This is a genomic window from Thermococcus peptonophilus, assembly GCF_001592435.1.
GTDB classification, from domain to species: Archaea; Methanobacteriota_B; Thermococci; order Thermococcales; family Thermococcaceae; genus Thermococcus; species Thermococcus peptonophilus.
In genome coordinates this window covers 1,294,433-1,309,816 of sequence record NZ_CP014750.1, presented here as the reverse complement: position 1 = coordinate 1,309,816, position 15,384 = coordinate 1,294,433, and the positions used below count along the sequence as shown (strand labels likewise).

Annotated in this window: 17 protein-coding genes; 3 read left to right on the top strand and 14 right to left on the bottom strand. The window is 49.0% G+C overall.

All coding sequences use genetic code 11. The features are described 5' to 3' along the window. Positions 1-40 precede the first annotated feature (40 nt). Positions 41-1,027 carry an asparaginase gene (locus A0127_RS06955; protein WP_062389720.1) on the top strand — a complete coding sequence of 329 codons (987 nt, stop codon included), beginning with the start codon at positions 41-43 and terminating at the stop codon, positions 1,025-1,027. Here A0127_RS06955 and A0127_RS06950 read toward each other — a convergent pair. From A0127_RS06950 to snatA, 3 genes are read right to left on the bottom strand one after another with little or no spacing between them, the layout of a single operon-like run. After that, positions 1,024-1,236: a hypothetical protein gene (locus tag A0127_RS06950; RefSeq protein WP_054841111.1), complete on the bottom strand. Its 213-nt coding sequence runs from the start codon at positions 1,234-1,236 to the stop codon at positions 1,024-1,026. The two genes, A0127_RS06955 and A0127_RS06950, sit on opposite strands and share 4 nt — an antisense overlap. A gap of 57 nt (positions 1,237-1,293) precedes the next feature. Further along, on the bottom strand, positions 1,294-1,548 hold the full coding sequence (locus A0127_RS06945; RefSeq protein WP_011250609.1) for a hypothetical protein: 255 nt from the start codon (positions 1,546-1,548) through the stop codon (positions 1,294-1,296). A gap of 50 nt (positions 1,549-1,598) precedes the next feature. Further along, complete coding sequence (gene snatA, locus A0127_RS06940) at positions 1,599-2,249, bottom strand: neutral amino acid NAAT transporter SnatA (RefSeq protein WP_062389717.1); 651 nt, start codon at positions 2,247-2,249, stop codon at positions 1,599-1,601. Between the two features lie 108 nt (positions 2,250-2,357). Here snatA and A0127_RS10420 point away from each other — a divergent pair, with 108 nt between their 5' ends. Continuing rightward, complete coding sequence (locus A0127_RS10420) at positions 2,358-2,633, top strand: TonB-dependent receptor (RefSeq protein WP_082781405.1); 276 nt, start codon at positions 2,358-2,360, stop codon at positions 2,631-2,633. On the opposite strand, the gene A0127_RS06935 is transcribed toward A0127_RS10420, so the two are convergent. Genes A0127_RS06935 through A0127_RS06890 form a run of 10 tightly spaced genes read right to left on the bottom strand, consistent with a single transcriptional unit; the run spans position 2,588 to position 14,124 of the window. Next, positions 2,588-3,343, bottom strand: a complete 756-nt coding sequence (locus A0127_RS06935; RefSeq protein WP_062389714.1) for a DUF2101 family protein — start codon at positions 3,341-3,343, stop codon at positions 2,588-2,590. The two genes, A0127_RS10420 and A0127_RS06935, sit on opposite strands and share 46 nt — an antisense overlap. Before the next feature lie 11 nt (positions 3,344-3,354). Then, positions 3,355-4,464, bottom strand: coding sequence for a hypothetical protein (locus A0127_RS06930; RefSeq protein WP_062389711.1), 1,110 nt, complete (start codon positions 4,462-4,464; stop codon positions 3,355-3,357). Continuing rightward, positions 4,464-7,034, bottom strand: a complete 2,571-nt coding sequence (locus A0127_RS06925) for a hypothetical protein (RefSeq protein WP_062389709.1) — start codon at positions 7,032-7,034, stop codon at positions 4,464-4,466. Before A0127_RS06925 ends, A0127_RS06930 begins: the two co-directional genes overlap by 1 nt. Beyond that, entirely contained in the window at positions 7,031-8,542 is a 1,512-nt protein-coding gene (locus tag A0127_RS06920; protein WP_062389706.1) for a hypothetical protein, read from the bottom strand. Before A0127_RS06920 ends, A0127_RS06925 begins: the two co-directional genes overlap by 4 nt. Then, the gene (locus A0127_RS06915) at positions 8,539-9,042 is read right to left on the bottom strand and encodes a hypothetical protein (protein WP_062389704.1); all 504 of its coding nucleotides are present in this window, start codon (positions 9,040-9,042) and stop codon (positions 8,539-8,541) included. The genes A0127_RS06920 and A0127_RS06915 overlap by 4 nt, the downstream gene beginning before the upstream one ends. Then, on the bottom strand, positions 9,023-9,466 hold the full coding sequence (locus A0127_RS06910; protein WP_062389702.1) for a hypothetical protein: 444 nt from the start codon (positions 9,464-9,466) through the stop codon (positions 9,023-9,025). Before A0127_RS06910 ends, A0127_RS06915 begins: the two co-directional genes overlap by 20 nt. Continuing rightward, the gene (locus A0127_RS06905) at positions 9,466-10,140 is read right to left on the bottom strand and encodes a class III signal peptide-containing protein (protein ID WP_062389700.1); all 675 of its coding nucleotides are present in this window, start codon (positions 10,138-10,140) and stop codon (positions 9,466-9,468) included. Before A0127_RS06905 ends, A0127_RS06910 begins: the two co-directional genes overlap by 1 nt. A gap of 42 nt (positions 10,141-10,182) precedes the next feature. After that, positions 10,183-10,797, bottom strand: coding sequence for a hypothetical protein (locus A0127_RS06900; protein ID WP_062389697.1), 615 nt, complete (start codon positions 10,795-10,797; stop codon positions 10,183-10,185). After that, a complete protein-coding gene (locus A0127_RS06895; RefSeq protein ID WP_062389694.1) occupies positions 10,794-11,936 on the bottom strand; it encodes an FtsZ/tubulin family protein in 1,143 nt (380 codons plus the stop codon). The genes A0127_RS06900 and A0127_RS06895 overlap by 4 nt, the downstream gene beginning before the upstream one ends. Before the next feature lie 7 nt (positions 11,937-11,943). Then, positions 11,944-14,124, bottom strand: coding sequence for a prenyltransferase/squalene oxidase repeat-containing protein (locus A0127_RS06890; protein ID WP_062389691.1), 2,181 nt, complete (start codon positions 14,122-14,124; stop codon positions 11,944-11,946). Between A0127_RS06890 and A0127_RS10610 the strand changes: the two genes are divergently transcribed. Then, the gene (locus tag A0127_RS10610; protein WP_197463567.1) at positions 14,111-14,284 is read left to right on the top strand and encodes a hypothetical protein; all 174 of its coding nucleotides are present in this window, start codon (positions 14,111-14,113) and stop codon (positions 14,282-14,284) included. The two genes, A0127_RS06890 and A0127_RS10610, sit on opposite strands and share 14 nt — an antisense overlap. On the opposite strand, the gene twy1 is transcribed toward A0127_RS10610, so the two are convergent. Then, positions 14,274-15,275, bottom strand: a complete 1,002-nt coding sequence (twy1, locus tag A0127_RS06885) for a 4-demethylwyosine synthase TYW1 (protein ID WP_062389687.1) — start codon at positions 15,273-15,275, stop codon at positions 14,274-14,276. The two genes, A0127_RS10610 and twy1, sit on opposite strands and share 11 nt — an antisense overlap. Positions 15,276-15,384: the final 109 nt, after the last annotated feature.

The window sequence follows — 15,384 nt, the reverse complement described above, 5'->3', positions numbered from 1 at the left end:
AGACTAAAAAGAGGATAGCGTAGGGAGGATGGGTGGGGCTATGAAAATTCTTGTTCTCGGCACAGGGGGCACCATAGCGAGTGCAAAGACTGAGAGGGGATACAAGGCAGCGCTCAGTGCGGACGACATTCTCCGGATTGCAGGAATTAAGAGAAGAGACGGAGTCAAGATAGAAACGCAGGACATCCTGAACCTCGACAGCACCCTCATACAGCCCGAAGACTGGGTAACTATAGGACGGGCGGTTTTTAAGGCCTTTGACGAATACGACGGCATAATAATAACACACGGCACAGACACCCTCGCCTACACTTCCTCTGCTCTGAGCTTTATGATAAGAAACCCGCCGGTGCCCGTCGTTCTAACTGGTTCAATGCTCCCGATAACTGAACCAAACAGCGACGCACCCAGAAACCTCAGAACGGCACTCACCTTTGCAGGGAAGGGATTTCCCGGTATATATGTAGCTTTCATGGACAAGATAATGCTCGGAACGCGCGTTTCCAAGGTTCACTCCCTCGGCCTCAACGCCTTCCAGAGCATCAACTATCCTGACATAGCCTACGTGAAGGGCGACGAAGTCCTAGTTAGGCATAAGCCCAGAATCGGAAATGGCGAGCCATTATTTGACCCGGAGCTTGACCCCAACGTTGTCCACATTAGACTTACTCCGGGGCTTTCACCAGAGATTCTCAGAGCAGTCGCCAGAACCACGGATGGAATCGTCCTCGAAGGCTACGGAGCTGGAGGTATTCCCTACAGGGGCAGAAATCTTCTGGAGGTAGTCTCCGAGACAGCGAGAGAAAAACCGGTTGTCATGACGACGCAGGCTCTTTACGGGGGAGTTGATCTGACGCGCTATGAAGTTGGGAGAAGAGCCCTTGAAGCCGGCGTGATCCCGGCGGGCGACATGACAAAGGAAGCAGCTTTGACAAAGCTCATGTGGGCACTGGGACACACCAGAGATTTGGAAGAAATCAGAAAAATTATGGAACGAAACATCGCAGGCGAGATCAGCAGGGATTAAGCAAGCTTTTTCAGCTCCTCGTCTCCCACGAGGAGGGGTCTCTTTGACTCGATGACATAGCTGAGCTCCCAGGTTACCTCGCCTTTGTTCATCAGCTCGGCGTAGCGTCTGGCCTTTTCTTCAGCTTCTTCAAGGCTCTCAGCCTCGATGATCCTCCTCACATACCACTTCCTGTCTCCAAAGCGGAGCTTGAACTCTGCCATGAACATGGGCACCACCGGAAAACCTAACGTTCACGTGCTTAAAAAGTTTGAGAGGCACGTAACTCAAAGCTCGGCGGCCATGTAGACGCCGTCCCGCTCAAAGGCTTCGTAGGTCTTCGTGCCTTCCTTTGTGTGCAGCTCAACGACGACTTTTTTAGGCCTTTTCTCAACTTCGACTTCAACCTTTCTGTCGCTGAGAACCTGAATGTATGCATCTCCACGGCGCTCGAACTCAAAGACTAAGGTGTCTCCATCCCAGCGGTGTCCCCTAAAATCGACACCGCCCATCCGAAACGTAACTTCCAGGGTAACCTTCATGTTTGTACCTCCAGTATTGATAGAGGACGGGAGTTATAAACGTTGACATTCTAAAGTCCAAACGCACCCTTTATGCCGTTGATTATCATCTGGACAGCCATTGAAGTTAAGATCAAACCCATCATCCTCGTCATCACCTTGATTCCTACCCGTCCAAGTCGGGCCTTTATCCTGTTGGCGGAGCAGAGGACAAACCAGACCGTAATCCCAATTAGGACTATCGTCAGAATAACTGCGACCCTCTGAAGGTTGGTCGTGCTCTTGGCCATGTAAAGCATCACAGTTGTTATCGCTCCAGGACCGGAGATGAGTGGTATTGCAAGCGGAATTATTGCCACTTCCTCAAGAGTCACAACTTCCTCGCTGAACTCCTCGGTTTCTTCGTTGCTGATTTTTACCGACGACAGCTTTCCGGAAAGCATGTCAAGGGCCATCCTGAAGAGCAGTATCCCACCGGCTATGGCAAACGCATCGGTGCTCGACCCGAAGAACTTGAATATCCACTGTCCAAGGAGGGCGAAGACCACGAGCGTTGCAACCACTGATATAGCAGTCTTGGACGCGATCTCCCTCCGCTCTTTCCAAGAGAGGTCATGAGTAACGCTCAGAAAGACGGGAACTGCACCCACTGGGTTTGTTATTGCAAATAGGCCGCCGTAGAGAAGTATCAGGTACTTGAGAAACTCCACTACTTCCTCCATACGACCACCGACACCCTTAGGGCAAAGCCGTTAAAAACGTCCCGCCCAATTGAGCAGTTCAGACAAAAACTTTTTAAAGTCAAAAAAATTACCTTTTCTTGATGTATTATGGGACACACAATTTATTATAATATCTCGATACAAAAATGGTATGAATTCACAAAATTCATAAATAGAGTATGTTCTGGCATTGGCTACCAGCTAAAAGAGGAGAATGAATCCCTCATAGTATTTCCCCAGAAGATGGGTGTCGAACCCCTCAGAATTAAAAAAGACGGAGTGGGCTTCGCAAAGACCAACCTAATCGAACCAGAGCACTCGATATACCTGCTGATTCTTCACTCTGTCTCATCTTTTGGTTCGGTCTCCGTCTGGGAAGATTGATCATCCATGTAGACTTCTAGTATCCTCACGGGCCTGGCACTCCGGAATACCCGCTCCTCCACAAGAAGCTTCACAACGACCCCCAGCTCGGCATCAGGAACCGCAGGCACCCAGTAATAGCCGGGTTTAACGTTCGCCGCTATGTCATCGTGAACAAAGACTCTAACCAGATCGTTCTTGACCTCCTCAACAATGCCGTAGGTGTAGTCCCTGCCGTATCGGGACTTAAAGTAGTAGCGGAAAAGGATAACTCCAAATCCAATAACGCCTAGGTATGCGTAGTACCAGTATGGTTTCAGGGATAATCTTCTCAAAAATACATACCCCGTGTACGAAACAAAGGCTATGGCACTAACCACCAGATAGAACACCCGATAAGCTTCAAAATCTAAAACGTAATCTGAGTACCGTATGAGGATGAATCTCAAAACCAAGAAATAGAAAACACTGAGAATTATTAAGGTCAAGAATTTTCCGAGATACACCACAACCACACCGGCTATTAAATATCCCAAAAATACTAGCTGAAGTAGCATGCTGAGACTTTCGTGGACCGAAAAATCCTGACGTACAATTCTGGATAGAAACCTGAACTGTGGTGGTTCCTGAGACCGCTCTGGAAAGACGAAAGACTTTACAGCGTTCTTTATCCGGGAAAAAAGAGACTCTACAAACTCCCCAAGGCTGTAAAGGAACTCAGCAAAGTCCATTGATTATCACCTCATTGATTGAACACCAGCTTCTTGGTTGTTTGGTCAAGCCTGAACGTTGGATACTCATCGGAAATTTGATCAGTATTCTCAAAGTATGGGAAACAAGCGCCCTCTATGGCACATTTCAGGTAGTAATAATCAACGCTTGTATAGGTTGATGGGGCATGAGCACCAAGACTGACAAGCGCTCCGAGCAGTGTCGGGTCGGATTGTGGGGATGGGACTAAGAACGTTACAAGGCCCAGCGGGAGCCCTGTGATACCGAGTTCTTTGCGAAGCTCGGCGGCTACATTGAGGTAGTACTGATGGTTGCGCATATTCCCCTCAAACCGTTCAAGGATCGTCGGATATTTTACATCCACAGTATCGTTAAGGCCGAGATAGCACCAATCCAAGACAAGCTCCTCAATCTGGGTGGAGTTCGAGATGTTATAATACCCAAACTCTTCACCGGGATATGGATTGCTGCAGGGCTCTATTATTCTGGTGTAAAGACCGTTCAACTCAACCACAATAAACGGGTCTTCGAAACCTTCAACACTGACTATTGAGTACACGTAGCCGTCAGCAGGAAAATCACCCGAGTAGCGTATTCTACCCGAACTGTCAGTTATCGTTATGTTCTTCAATTTCACCCTAACTGCGACGTGGAACGAGTCAATAGGCCCGATAAGCATCTCCATGTGAGAATTAAAAAGTTCTTCCGGAGTAGATGGTTCAATGCTCATTCCCATCGAAGAAAGATGATTGACGAAATTAGAATACCAAGACTCCAGAGTGACGTCCCCCATAGTAGGACTGATAGTTCCACCTATTGTCCCGTACTTCATAAGCTCTTCGAGAGATTCTGACGCGTTTGAGACAAATCTTTGGGTGGTGTTCGTATTGTTGATGACGTACTCAGTAAGGGAAATGTATGCCCTCTTGAAGCTCAAATCAACGGCGTTCTGTAGATCATCTTGTAGAGTAACCATGCTGAAATACTGCCTCTCCATTAAACTTCTCTCCGCCTGGTTTACGACGATTGCGCTGGAGATGCTCTCGTAAGTGGCGGCGAGGAGAAGGAGTGGTATCAGGAGGAGCAGCACGGTCATGTTTATTAGGTACCCCCTGCGCATCAGCCTCCCCTCCATATCCTCAGGGTGACCGTAATGGGTTCAATAGAAGTCGGGACGTTCCTGATGCCAATGGCCTTTCCTGCGACCCCTATCAGCCTGACTCTTATGGGGTTCTCACGTCCACCGGGGATGTACTCACTGTCCCCCAGATGAGATTTCCAGCGGTCCTCATCTGCCCCCAGCTGTAAGAAGAGGCGCACAATGGCGTCATCGAGAGCGTAGTTTGATGGATCCAGTTCCTCAACAGATTTATTGACCGGAGTTTCTGAGGGCTTGCAGTTTCCAACTATAACTGTATCGTTCTTAACGTTCCCCGTCATGTTGTACCAGTAAGTGAGATTGTACCCACAGGCGTTATCCTGAGCGTAGTACGTAAACACGTCTCCGTAGGGGGCATAGCCGTTCAGGAAGTAGTGAACGATTGCGCGACTGTCCCTGTATCTGAAACCATAATCAGCGGAACTGCTAACGATCTTAAATTCATTAGTCTGCCCAGGAACCATAATCTCATCCACGAGCCTCGTATATGCTACTCTTATAAGGTACAGATCCAGAGGAAATTCAAGGAACTTGTAACTTCCATCGAGGCCCTCGTATATTGTTGTTGTACCCTGCGGATACCCACTAAAGCTGATGGCACTCCAGACGTCCACGTACCATGGGATCGCTTTGTTCGGAAGATAATAGGAGAACAGCATTGTGTAAGCAATGTCTGAATAAACATTTCCATCTCCGGAGCTTAATTCGTAAGTTTCCTCCATTGGGATATAGAACCTATTTGTCATAACGGTCGGAACATAGGATATTTCTATCCACGAATATGGATACCCATAGAGAACTCTCTCGTTGTTCCATTCAACATGATAGTCCTGGCCAGCATATCTCACTGGCCTGCTCTTAGTAGGGTCATATTCAGCATCAAGCATGATTACGATGTTGAAGTTTTTCTTGGAGAGGTCTTCTAGAGTGGTATAGTTTAGCAGCCCGGCCATTATCGTGGAATTGTCAAGGTACAAATTATTCCTTGTGATGCTCGTGTTTTCATAGATAAGGTTGAGTGCAGTACCATTGGAGTAGTAAACCCTAACTTCGTGCACGCCGCTGAATGTAAGGTTTATCTCGATACCCGTAACTTTTCCCGGAACAAAGAGGGAGTTCAGGTAGTAGATTCCAGTCCCCTCACTGGTTACGCTGTAGAGCCTGACCAGACCCGGATCATCGGCCTGAGGAGTTGAAGTAACATAGCCTATGTCAATCCAACTACCACTCCCGAAACCCATCTCATACCATTGGGGATTGTAGAAGAAAGCGGATATTGTATTTGTAGAATTGTGGAAATATTGAGTAACGTCTAGGGCCCTAACGCCTGTCGTTGTAGTTGTGTTTCCGTTTATTTTAAAGTCAACGTTCTCACCGGCTCTCGTCGCCAGATTGAGTATCGCGTCAGTTACGTAGGCATCCGAAGGAAGCTCAATGGTGAAATTGACATTGAGGGAGTTGTCGTCGTAATCCTCACAGGAGTAGTATCTAATATCGGGATTTGTTGTATATGCCTTAGATGAAGATATGTACCACCTGCCCCGCCAATTCTTTTTCCAGGTTATCTCCACATAAATACCAGAGTTTAGGTGAATATCAACGTAGTTACCATAACTATCCTCGACATATACTTCATCTACTGTGTATCTCTCAATCTCGTAGGTGCTTCCTCTATCAATGACTTCTGGGGACGTAATATAAAGATTAATGAGAAGATTTCCATTGTAAAGTTCTACTAAGCCATTATAATAATAGACATACCAGCCATTCAAGTCCCAATCGGCGTTGACTGTACCCCCACTATACCGTCCCCTAAGCTGAAACCTTCCTTCAGATACTACAGAGTTGTCGTCCGGAGGTGTTTGATAGGAGATGTTTAATAAATCAACTTCAAGGGGGTACCAATTAAAGGTGGGAGGAGTATATTCTAGATTAGAACAGTACTCTCCCCCAGCAAGAACCCTCTGGATTCCAACGAGCTTTCTCTGATCAGTTACAATCTTCGTCAGATAAGCCTTAGCAACATAGCCCCTAGGGTTTGTGTTTAAGAGATAACCGCTGACCATCATCGTGGCCGAGCCAACATCGGTGGCGTTCTCGTAGGAGTTATCAAAGGTAAGGTACGGGGAAGTGTAGTTGTTGATGATCAGCTGATATTTGTATCCCTTCGTGAAATTCGAGAGGAGGGCGCTCATTATCTTCTCGGCGTTTTGACGGTATGTTGGATTGTTCAGCGCCCAGTAAGTTGCAACGATCTGAAGCGGGGGCATATCCGGAGAAACATAAGTCAAATCTAGAACGCTCTTATTAATCCAGTCATCTATCTGTTCAGGAGAAACTAACTGGTTCAGCGGAACAGTCCTGAAGGTTTTGAGAATCCCCTCCGCTAGAGCCTTGTTCTCATTCTGCATAGTCGAAGTATATAAGGGCATTGAAGTCTCAACTACCGACGCTATGCTTATCAGCACCAGCGCCACTAGCACCCACGAGAGCAGAGCATCAAGCGTGAATATGAAACCTCTCCTCCTCATGACTCATCCCACACGTACAGGTATATCAACATCTCCTCCTGCTTCGGGAGAAGGTATGGATCCAGATTAGGGACTGTGAACATGTCCAATTGAATAGTCTGGTTCTCCCAGAACTTCCACATTGCGATAAAGCTCCCTCTCTTTGCTGTCGGAAACAGCGCTCCCAGCGGAACCTTAACGGAAGTTGAGTTGCCCCAGTAGACGGTAAAGTTTGAACCGGGAGTGTTTGATATAGCGGCACCGACTTTATCTTCCTTTGCATTGTAGAAGATGCCCATGGCAGCTGTGTAGTTATCGCTGGCCACTACAAAGTGAGCGTACTCAACAACTATGTCCTCACTCTGGGGATCAACTTGGGGAACCGACCCAGCATTAACGACAAAGTAGCCACTCTTCGGCAACGAATAACGAAGAACTCCGTATATCACGGGTTCAGTAGCCGAAGCGGGCCTGGAGAGATCAACTACCTTCTTTGAAACAATGGTAAGACGCCTGCTCGTTTCTATCCACGGAGAAGCGTTCATTGATGCTTTTAGAACCGAAATATCCCGTTGAGCTTCTATTGTCCCGTTAGAGAGTGCGATCACTCCGAACCTATACGAGGGCTTCCTTTGTTCCCAGAGCAGTATTGGGTAGACGTACTTACTCTCCACCCTAAGGTTGGCACCGGTTTTCCCAGAAACCCTTACTATAACGTTTCCCTGTCCTGTTATCTGGACACTGATTGGGACACTGTTATCACAGTCGACAGACAGCTGAAGGTTGCTGGCACCGCCCCCCTGGTTATTGTCATTACCATTGGAGTTGGACTGGTTTACGTATATCTCTACAGTCGTGTTTGGCGGCACCACAACGAGATCTTTGTTGTTTTGGTTGCCAATCCTGGTGCTCGTGTTTACGACAACCCTAAGATATGAACCCGGGTCAAGATCCATATTTTGGTTTGAGGCAAAGTATGAGCAAATATTGGCAGCCGTGTAAGTTTGTCCAGATGGGGCAACCTTCACAAAAATATCCACTATCGGAACTTTTTTCTGTTCAGTGCCAGATGCCTTCTCGAAAACAAAGGCAGACCCATCAAATTCATAGTTGTCCAGGTATACCGCAGGAAAACTGCCCCCACTGACCGAAACGTTATACTTTGAGACGTATGCTTCAATCATGAAGTCCCTGCCCTGCGACAGTTTCTGGAGAATCGGGGCGATTTCTTCAAGTGAGGAGTTGAGGGCCTTAAGTTTTAAAAAATCAACAGTCCCCGGGATCAGCTTGCTTTCTATGCCCACCATTACCGCATTGGCAGGATCATCGGTCCAGTTTTCAGGATCTCCCGGGGTCTTGAGCAGCACATCAAGCATGTTCCCCGCTATGTTTGCTCTCTCGTACCAGCCAACGAGAGATGTTATCTCGTTCTTAAGGTTCTCAGAGGTAGCCGAAACAGTTCCCACCACCATTATTATTATAACGAGTGATAGCATTGCATCCAGAGAAAAAATCTGCCCCCTCCTCACGGGAACTCCCCCCACTGATAGTTCACGCTCACATTCAGCACAATCTCAATCCCGTCGTAGTACAGCCTACCATCCCTCTCGCTGAAGCCCCTGATTTCCTTCAGGGTCTCAACCATAGCCTCGCCAACGGCACTCACGAGTTGGGCATCAACCGTTGAGTTGCTCTCTCCAAGGGTTTTAAACTTAACCAGAACTTTCATGCCCTCATCGGTCTCCTCCTGCACTTTCAGGCCCTCGAATACAAACTTTCCAGAGAGGTAATCATAGTGAGCGGTAATGTTGTTATTAAGGTGGTCAAACTCGGTTCTGTTCTCGGCGATCACGCCAACGCTGACGTACGATGCAACGTCCGAGGCAACTGACCTTATTCCAGCCAGGGCCGAAACCTCGGAGTTGTTCTGCATATAAGGGGGGAGAATGACGACTATCCCCATGAAGATAACGGCCATTATGAACAGCATTTCAAGGGCCGTCTGGCCCCTACTTCTTAACGCGGACATCAATGGCACCCGCCGTTTGGTTGTAGGTGGCATAAACCCAGAGGTCTGGTGAGGCCGAGTTTAAGGTAACACTACTGGTCGCCACGAGGGGGACGGGGAGGTTCTGATAAACCCTGTAGCGTTCACCACCTATCACCGCCGAGACCTCAAGACGTCCAGAGGTAGAGTTGAGCACAACGGTTATTTCATCGCCCGCACTAAGGTTCATCGGTACCGTTTTTTTAACAGAGAACCCTGGCCCCGAGGAGTAAACCTTGACGACGGTATCCCTTAGATCTATCGCAAAGACCTTGAGCTTTGATGTTTTGTCCATGAGCTCCGCACTCTCTACCTGGTGGGACGCAAGGGAAACTAAACTAAGCACGGTGAGGGTTATCAGAGTCAACGCAAAGATAACGTCAATACTCAGCTGCCCGCGTCCCATCACGATTCACCCGGGTTGATGTAGATGTGTATCTCCCCCGCAGTCCCGTTATAGATCCACATCTCATCCTGTTGGGGGTTCCATCCCGGGGTCCACTCCACGACGATCCTCAGATAGGGAGGCAACGTCTCGGGGGGAATTACAAGACCATAGACAGTTGTGGAGGTGCTCGACCCCTCAAGCTTAATTTGAGTGCTGTTTCCAAATGTGGAATTCCAAACGGCAGAGTTCCCGAGGAGGTTGACAGCGTATAATGATCTGCTCCAGAATATGTTTTTATTGTCACCGCTCAGAGCAACGTTCGTTGTTTCAGTACCGTTAATAACCATGACATAGGTACCGTTATCGGATGGTCCCCCTTGGAGGTGTCCGTAGGTTATGAATATTTTCGGGTTCTCAACATTCCAAGCCCTCTCAAGATAGGAGGGGTTCCTAAGATAAACCAGCTTGACGTAGGATGTCGCCTTGGAGCCCGGCCCCTGAGCATAGACCTGGCTGATTGTGTTTGAGATCGTGTTTGCGAGGTTTTTCTCCTCAAGGGCAGTCTGGATTTTGAGTGTTTCGACCGAGGGCGTGCCCTCACTAAACGACGTGTTCCGTATGGAGTACAGGAGTAGTATCGTAAACAGTCCGAAGATTATTATGAACTCAAGCGATATCTGGCCCCTTCTCACGAATGTTCCCCTCCGTTCACTAACTAATACGGCGCTGTCTATTTAATCATTACCCTCTACTTCGACAACAAAAGTACTAGAGCGCTGGTTAAACGCTTTAACGCCAAAATAATCGTTTCCAAAGAGCTTAAAACGATAGTTCTCAGGCCTCAGCCCATGCCTCCTCACGAGTTCGGCCATCTCGTCTATAAAGAACTGCGTTAGCTCATAGTAGCTGAGGTCCATTCTGTCCCTGATCCACCCTCTAAGGAAGAGCACCAGCGGGGCAATTGACAGAACCGGGAGTATGATGAGAGACCCAGCTAAGAACAAGAGGCCAATTGAGAGCGCAATGACAAAAGCATACAGGGTATAGGCAATTTTTTCGGCATTCTTCAAAGCCTTTACCTTCTTCACTTTAGCCTCCCAGATGTCGAGAAGGGCGGGATTGTAGAAGTCGAAGGCCGTATGTCTCTTTCCCTTCGCTATCCTCTGCCTGATTAGATCGTCCCAGTCGTCAGTGTAGTAGATTACCTCCCCGCGAAGCCTGGCCCGCTCGGCGTCTATGGAAGAGATTATCCTGATGATATCCTCAGCGCTTTCGTGGGCTATATGGGAGTAGACGGACTTTTCATCGAGGTCGAGGGCGGCTTCAACGGAGTCCTTTACCATGCTCATCGGGATACCTCCCGGTACTCCACAAACCCTTCGGAATCATCTGAACCTGTTGCCTCCAAACTCGGGTACACGTCATCAAAGTCAGGAAGACCAGTGAGCAGTTCCTTCTTCTTCGTTTCGGCCTCACTCTTTGCCTGCATGAAAGACCTTGCGTATTCCTTAGCCGTCCTGACAATGTCTTCGATGCTCTTGCTCTCGTATATCCCGCTTAAGAGCGTGACGACCTCGACTTCCCTTTCCCGGGGATCCGGGTAGAATCCCCGGAATATCTGTTTGCCCCTTATTTTCGATGTGAGATAATCCAGCGCCTCAAAGATGTCGCTTGCCTTCAGTACCTCATGCGGTCCGTGGATGGCGACGAGGCCGTAGAGGGCAGATTCAATGTTGGCATCCAAGTATAGACCCTCACTTTCAAAGGACTTGAGAATAAGCCTGGAGAGGTTTTTGACCTTGGAGGCATCTGCTTTGGCATAACCAACGGTTGCAAAGCTGCCAAATGCCTTCAGAACGAACTTCAGGTCGCTCGCATCGAGGGTCTGCTCGCCGGGCACGTCCACCAAGGCAAGGAGGGAAGCTATTCTCTCCACGATGGTGTAATTTATTCTCTCGTATGCCCTGCTTATGTCATCTCCGCTCTCCTTGAGCTTGTTGTTGTCAATGGCTATAATTGAGTCCGCTACCTTGGAAAGCTTGTCTATCGTTATAGCCGCGTTTATGGTCGGCCTTATCCCTTCCTCCTTTAGTGGGAGCGCCCCGATAGCAACGACAAGTGAGTCCGGGTACTCTTCCTTGAGGGCCTCCGCTAAAACTGGGGTTCCTCCCGCACCAGTCCCCCCGCCAAAACCGAAGGTGAGGAAAAAGATGTCCACGTCTTCATAGCCCACGATGGAGCTTATTTTCCTCATTACCAGGGGCAGGTCACGCTTCATAGCTTCTCTTCCAAGCAACGGGTTGGCGTTGACTCCCTTGCCGCCAGTTATGCTCTCCCCTATGAGTATCCTCCTGTCGTGGGGAATGTGCTTGAGGTATTCTAGGTCCCCCCTAGAGGTGTTCAGGGCGATTGCATCGAAGTCAACCAGTGCAAACAGATCAGCTATCTTCGTCCCACACTGCCCAATTCCTATTATCAAGGCCCTCAAGACGTTATCACCCCTCAAAAAGTATTTTGACCTCATCAGGAGTTATTGCGCCGTCCCCATTGAGGTCCCTAACGCTGAACACCACGTAAGCACCGTGCAGATACTTAACCATCGTTGGGTTAATGATCAAATCAATTGCTGGGAGAACCTTCTCATCCATCAACAGTATGAGGACGTAGCCGCTCTGTGTCCTACCCGGAATTATGACCACCAGACCGTCCTTTGAGTATTTTCTACCGTTTATCTCGACATAGCTGCCCGCAACAGAGATATTGACATAGGGGTTGTAAACTCCGATATCAAAGCTTCCGAATGAACCCACAAACACGTGGTTGCCCGTGAGTTCTATGTTCATGTCACCTTCTTTAAGAAGCGGTACGCCGCCGAATGACTCAATAATCTCGCTTATATCCTCCGCAGCAGGAGCATAAGCAGTGCTATAGTGCACGTACCAGGCCCCATTGCCCAGCTCTGCAACCACGGACGAGAGGAGAATTGGCGGCAAGAAGCCGGATTCCACAGCAAACTTGAATACTAAAGCCTTCTCTATTATTCTGTTGCTTTTCTCTACGTCCTGTAGCAACGTACTTGCCATGTCAAAGTAGTTCAGGCCATATCCATATTCCCTGAGCAGTTCAAGCGCCCTAACGGTGTACTCAATCGAGGGGGGAGCCGTTGTAACCTGGCCAAAGAGGTCTACGCTCGTCTTATAATGGCCCCAGAGCCCATTTTCGAGCCTCTGAGCGAGGAGCCAGTCAAGATGAGGCTCAAGTTCATCTTCACTCGCCACCCCTGACAGGGCCTCAAGGACTAGAAGGGTGGTGGGTACGTCGGGGGAGCTCATAATGGTGAATGGGTAGTTTATGAGCAGTCCCCAGCCTCCGTCAGTAAGGGAGAGCAGCCAGTTGGCAGGAGCATCAACGTCACTAACGTTTAGGGCTTTGAGCAGGTTTATTCCCATCGCCGTCTGGAGGGGCTGCGGTATCGCAAAGAATCCTACCCACGCAAAGCCTGAATACCTGTATTCGTTTATGAAATCAATGAGAGATTGCCTCTCTTCGGGGGTCATAGAGGAATGCTTGGCGAGGATTAATGCTGTATAATAGAAGTCCTGGGTGAGCATGCCCTTTGTTTCTACCTCTTCCATAGCGGACTTTAGATGGTTTTCCGCCCATGCCGCTGCCTTGTCAATTGCAACCTGAGGCTTGGGGGTGCAAAGGCTCAAAAATTCAAGGGCATAATAAGTCGGCTTGGCCCGGGAATCTTCTCCAAGAGTGTAACCCCAGCCGCCATCAGGGTTTTGCAGTGAAAGGATCTCATCACACATCTGGGAAACCGTTGGGTATTCCTCCCTGGAGATGACATCCGAAAGGGAAGCAAAGGCCATGACTGCAAAGGAAGTCGGAGTGACGGAATCCAGCTCGGGGAGAGGCCACATAGGCTCAGTGAGGACGAAGGTCTCGTTGTGGGAGCCGAGGCTCTCAAGTATCACCAGCGAACGGGGAAGTTCTGAGGTTATGTTTTCGGGATACAGCGTGAGAGCGTACGTGAGCATGGCCCTCTCGTCCGGTGTCAGCTCCCCCGAGAGCATGTCATATGCGGCCCCAATAAGGCGGGAGACGTTGTCATAACCGACGTAGTGGTACGCGATAAGCTTCAGGGCAACCATCTTGGGGGATGTTTCATCGAAGGACTCCAGATATGAGACAGCCTTGGATACAGTCGGGTCGTCGATTGTATATCCGTTTACACCCAACCCCCAGAGTGCAACAACTGTTAGATACGGATCCGCAGGAGTTTCCGGGCTGTATCCCCACCCATGACCATTGAAAGAGTCCAAGAGGTATCTAATACCAGACCTTATTTCGCTAGAAACGTCAATGCTCTTAATGGGGAGATTTTTCACACCTCCAATGGCAGCCAGCGCATATCCAGTATCCAACGGGTTACTGACCTCATTTGGGTAGTACCCCCAACCACCGTCGGGATTTTGGGCGGTTTTAAGATAATCAACCAGCTCCAGGATGGAACTTTCAACAATTGACTGGTTCTCAACTTTTCCATAGAGGGAACTCAGAGCCATTAAGAGGAGGGATGAGTCTCTAACGTTAGTAACATACTCCGGGGCACTTGAGAGGTAAAGTATCGACCGATCCAGCACTGAGGCGCTGGTAATGGGAACGGTCATGATCATCAAAGTGAAGACCACGATTAACACCCTTGAACTTGCACGCATACCTTCACCACCTAAGGAAAACGTTGTCATGAGAATAAATAAAAGTTTCCCATCCCTTGAATTCGACAGAATAAAGGGAAATCAAAAGGAAAAGTCAACGCTCAATCTTTAATGAACCTTCCCTTTAGACCCCTTCCCTTTGGATCAACGTCGTCCCTCATTATAAGGACGACCCTGCTTGGCTCGTACTCGTCCTCAATGTGGTAGCCCGGGAGGTGCTTCACCAGCTCCTCGGCGAAAGCCCTTATTTCTTCATGCCTCGGCATGTTGTTTATCGTAAGCCTGTTCCTTGAGAAGCCCACGAACATGTAAGCTTTGGCCTCGACGAACATTGGGTTGGCGAGCTTTATCAGCCTGGCGTAGCCTTCCGGGTTGTGCATGTTCTCTCCCTTGACGAGCGTGAGCCTTATCACCGTCCTCGTCTGGGCGTCGCTCATAAGCTTCAGGAACTCCTTTATCCTCTCCCAGCCGTCCGGGATCATGGGGACGTTCACGCGGTTGTAGGTATCAAGGTCGGGGGCAGTTAGAGAGACGTAGAGCTGGGTCGGGAGCTTGTCCTCTTTTATCATCTCCTCAAGCCTCTCGGGAAGGGTTCCGTTGGTGACTATGAAGGTGGTAAAGCTCCTCTTGTGGAACTCCTCAACAAGGTCACCCATATAGGGGTAGAGCATCGGCTCACCTGATAGGCTTATGGCAGCATGCCTCGGGTTCCATGCTTCCTCAAACTTCTCCTTCGGAACGTTTGGGTTGCCCTTGTAACCCACGAGGAGCTTCCTCTGCGCCTTTATGCTCTCCTCAACGATGAACGCTGGATCATCCCACGGCTGTGGAAGCTCGGTTCCTAGAAAGCCCTCCATAGGGCGCCAGCAGAAGACGCAGTTGTGGGTACACCAGGCCAAAACCGGGGTCATCTGGAGGCAGCGGTGGCTCGCTATGCCGTAGAACTTCTGCTTGTAACAGAAGCGGCCCTTTGTAAGGCTCTCCTTAAGCCAGTGGCAAAGCTTAACGCCGCTGTGGTGACCCACTATTGCGTAATGCTGTTTTTTGAACAGCTCGACTATCTCCTCTGGCATGTTAGGGGTCGATACGAACGTTATCGCCATTAGCCTCACCTAATTCCTCTCTCTAGGTTCAACTCAGGGGAGGTTTTTAAAAATGTGATGGGTCAGAGGTGACCAATTGATTCTTATTGACGAAAAATGCTTCGTCAAT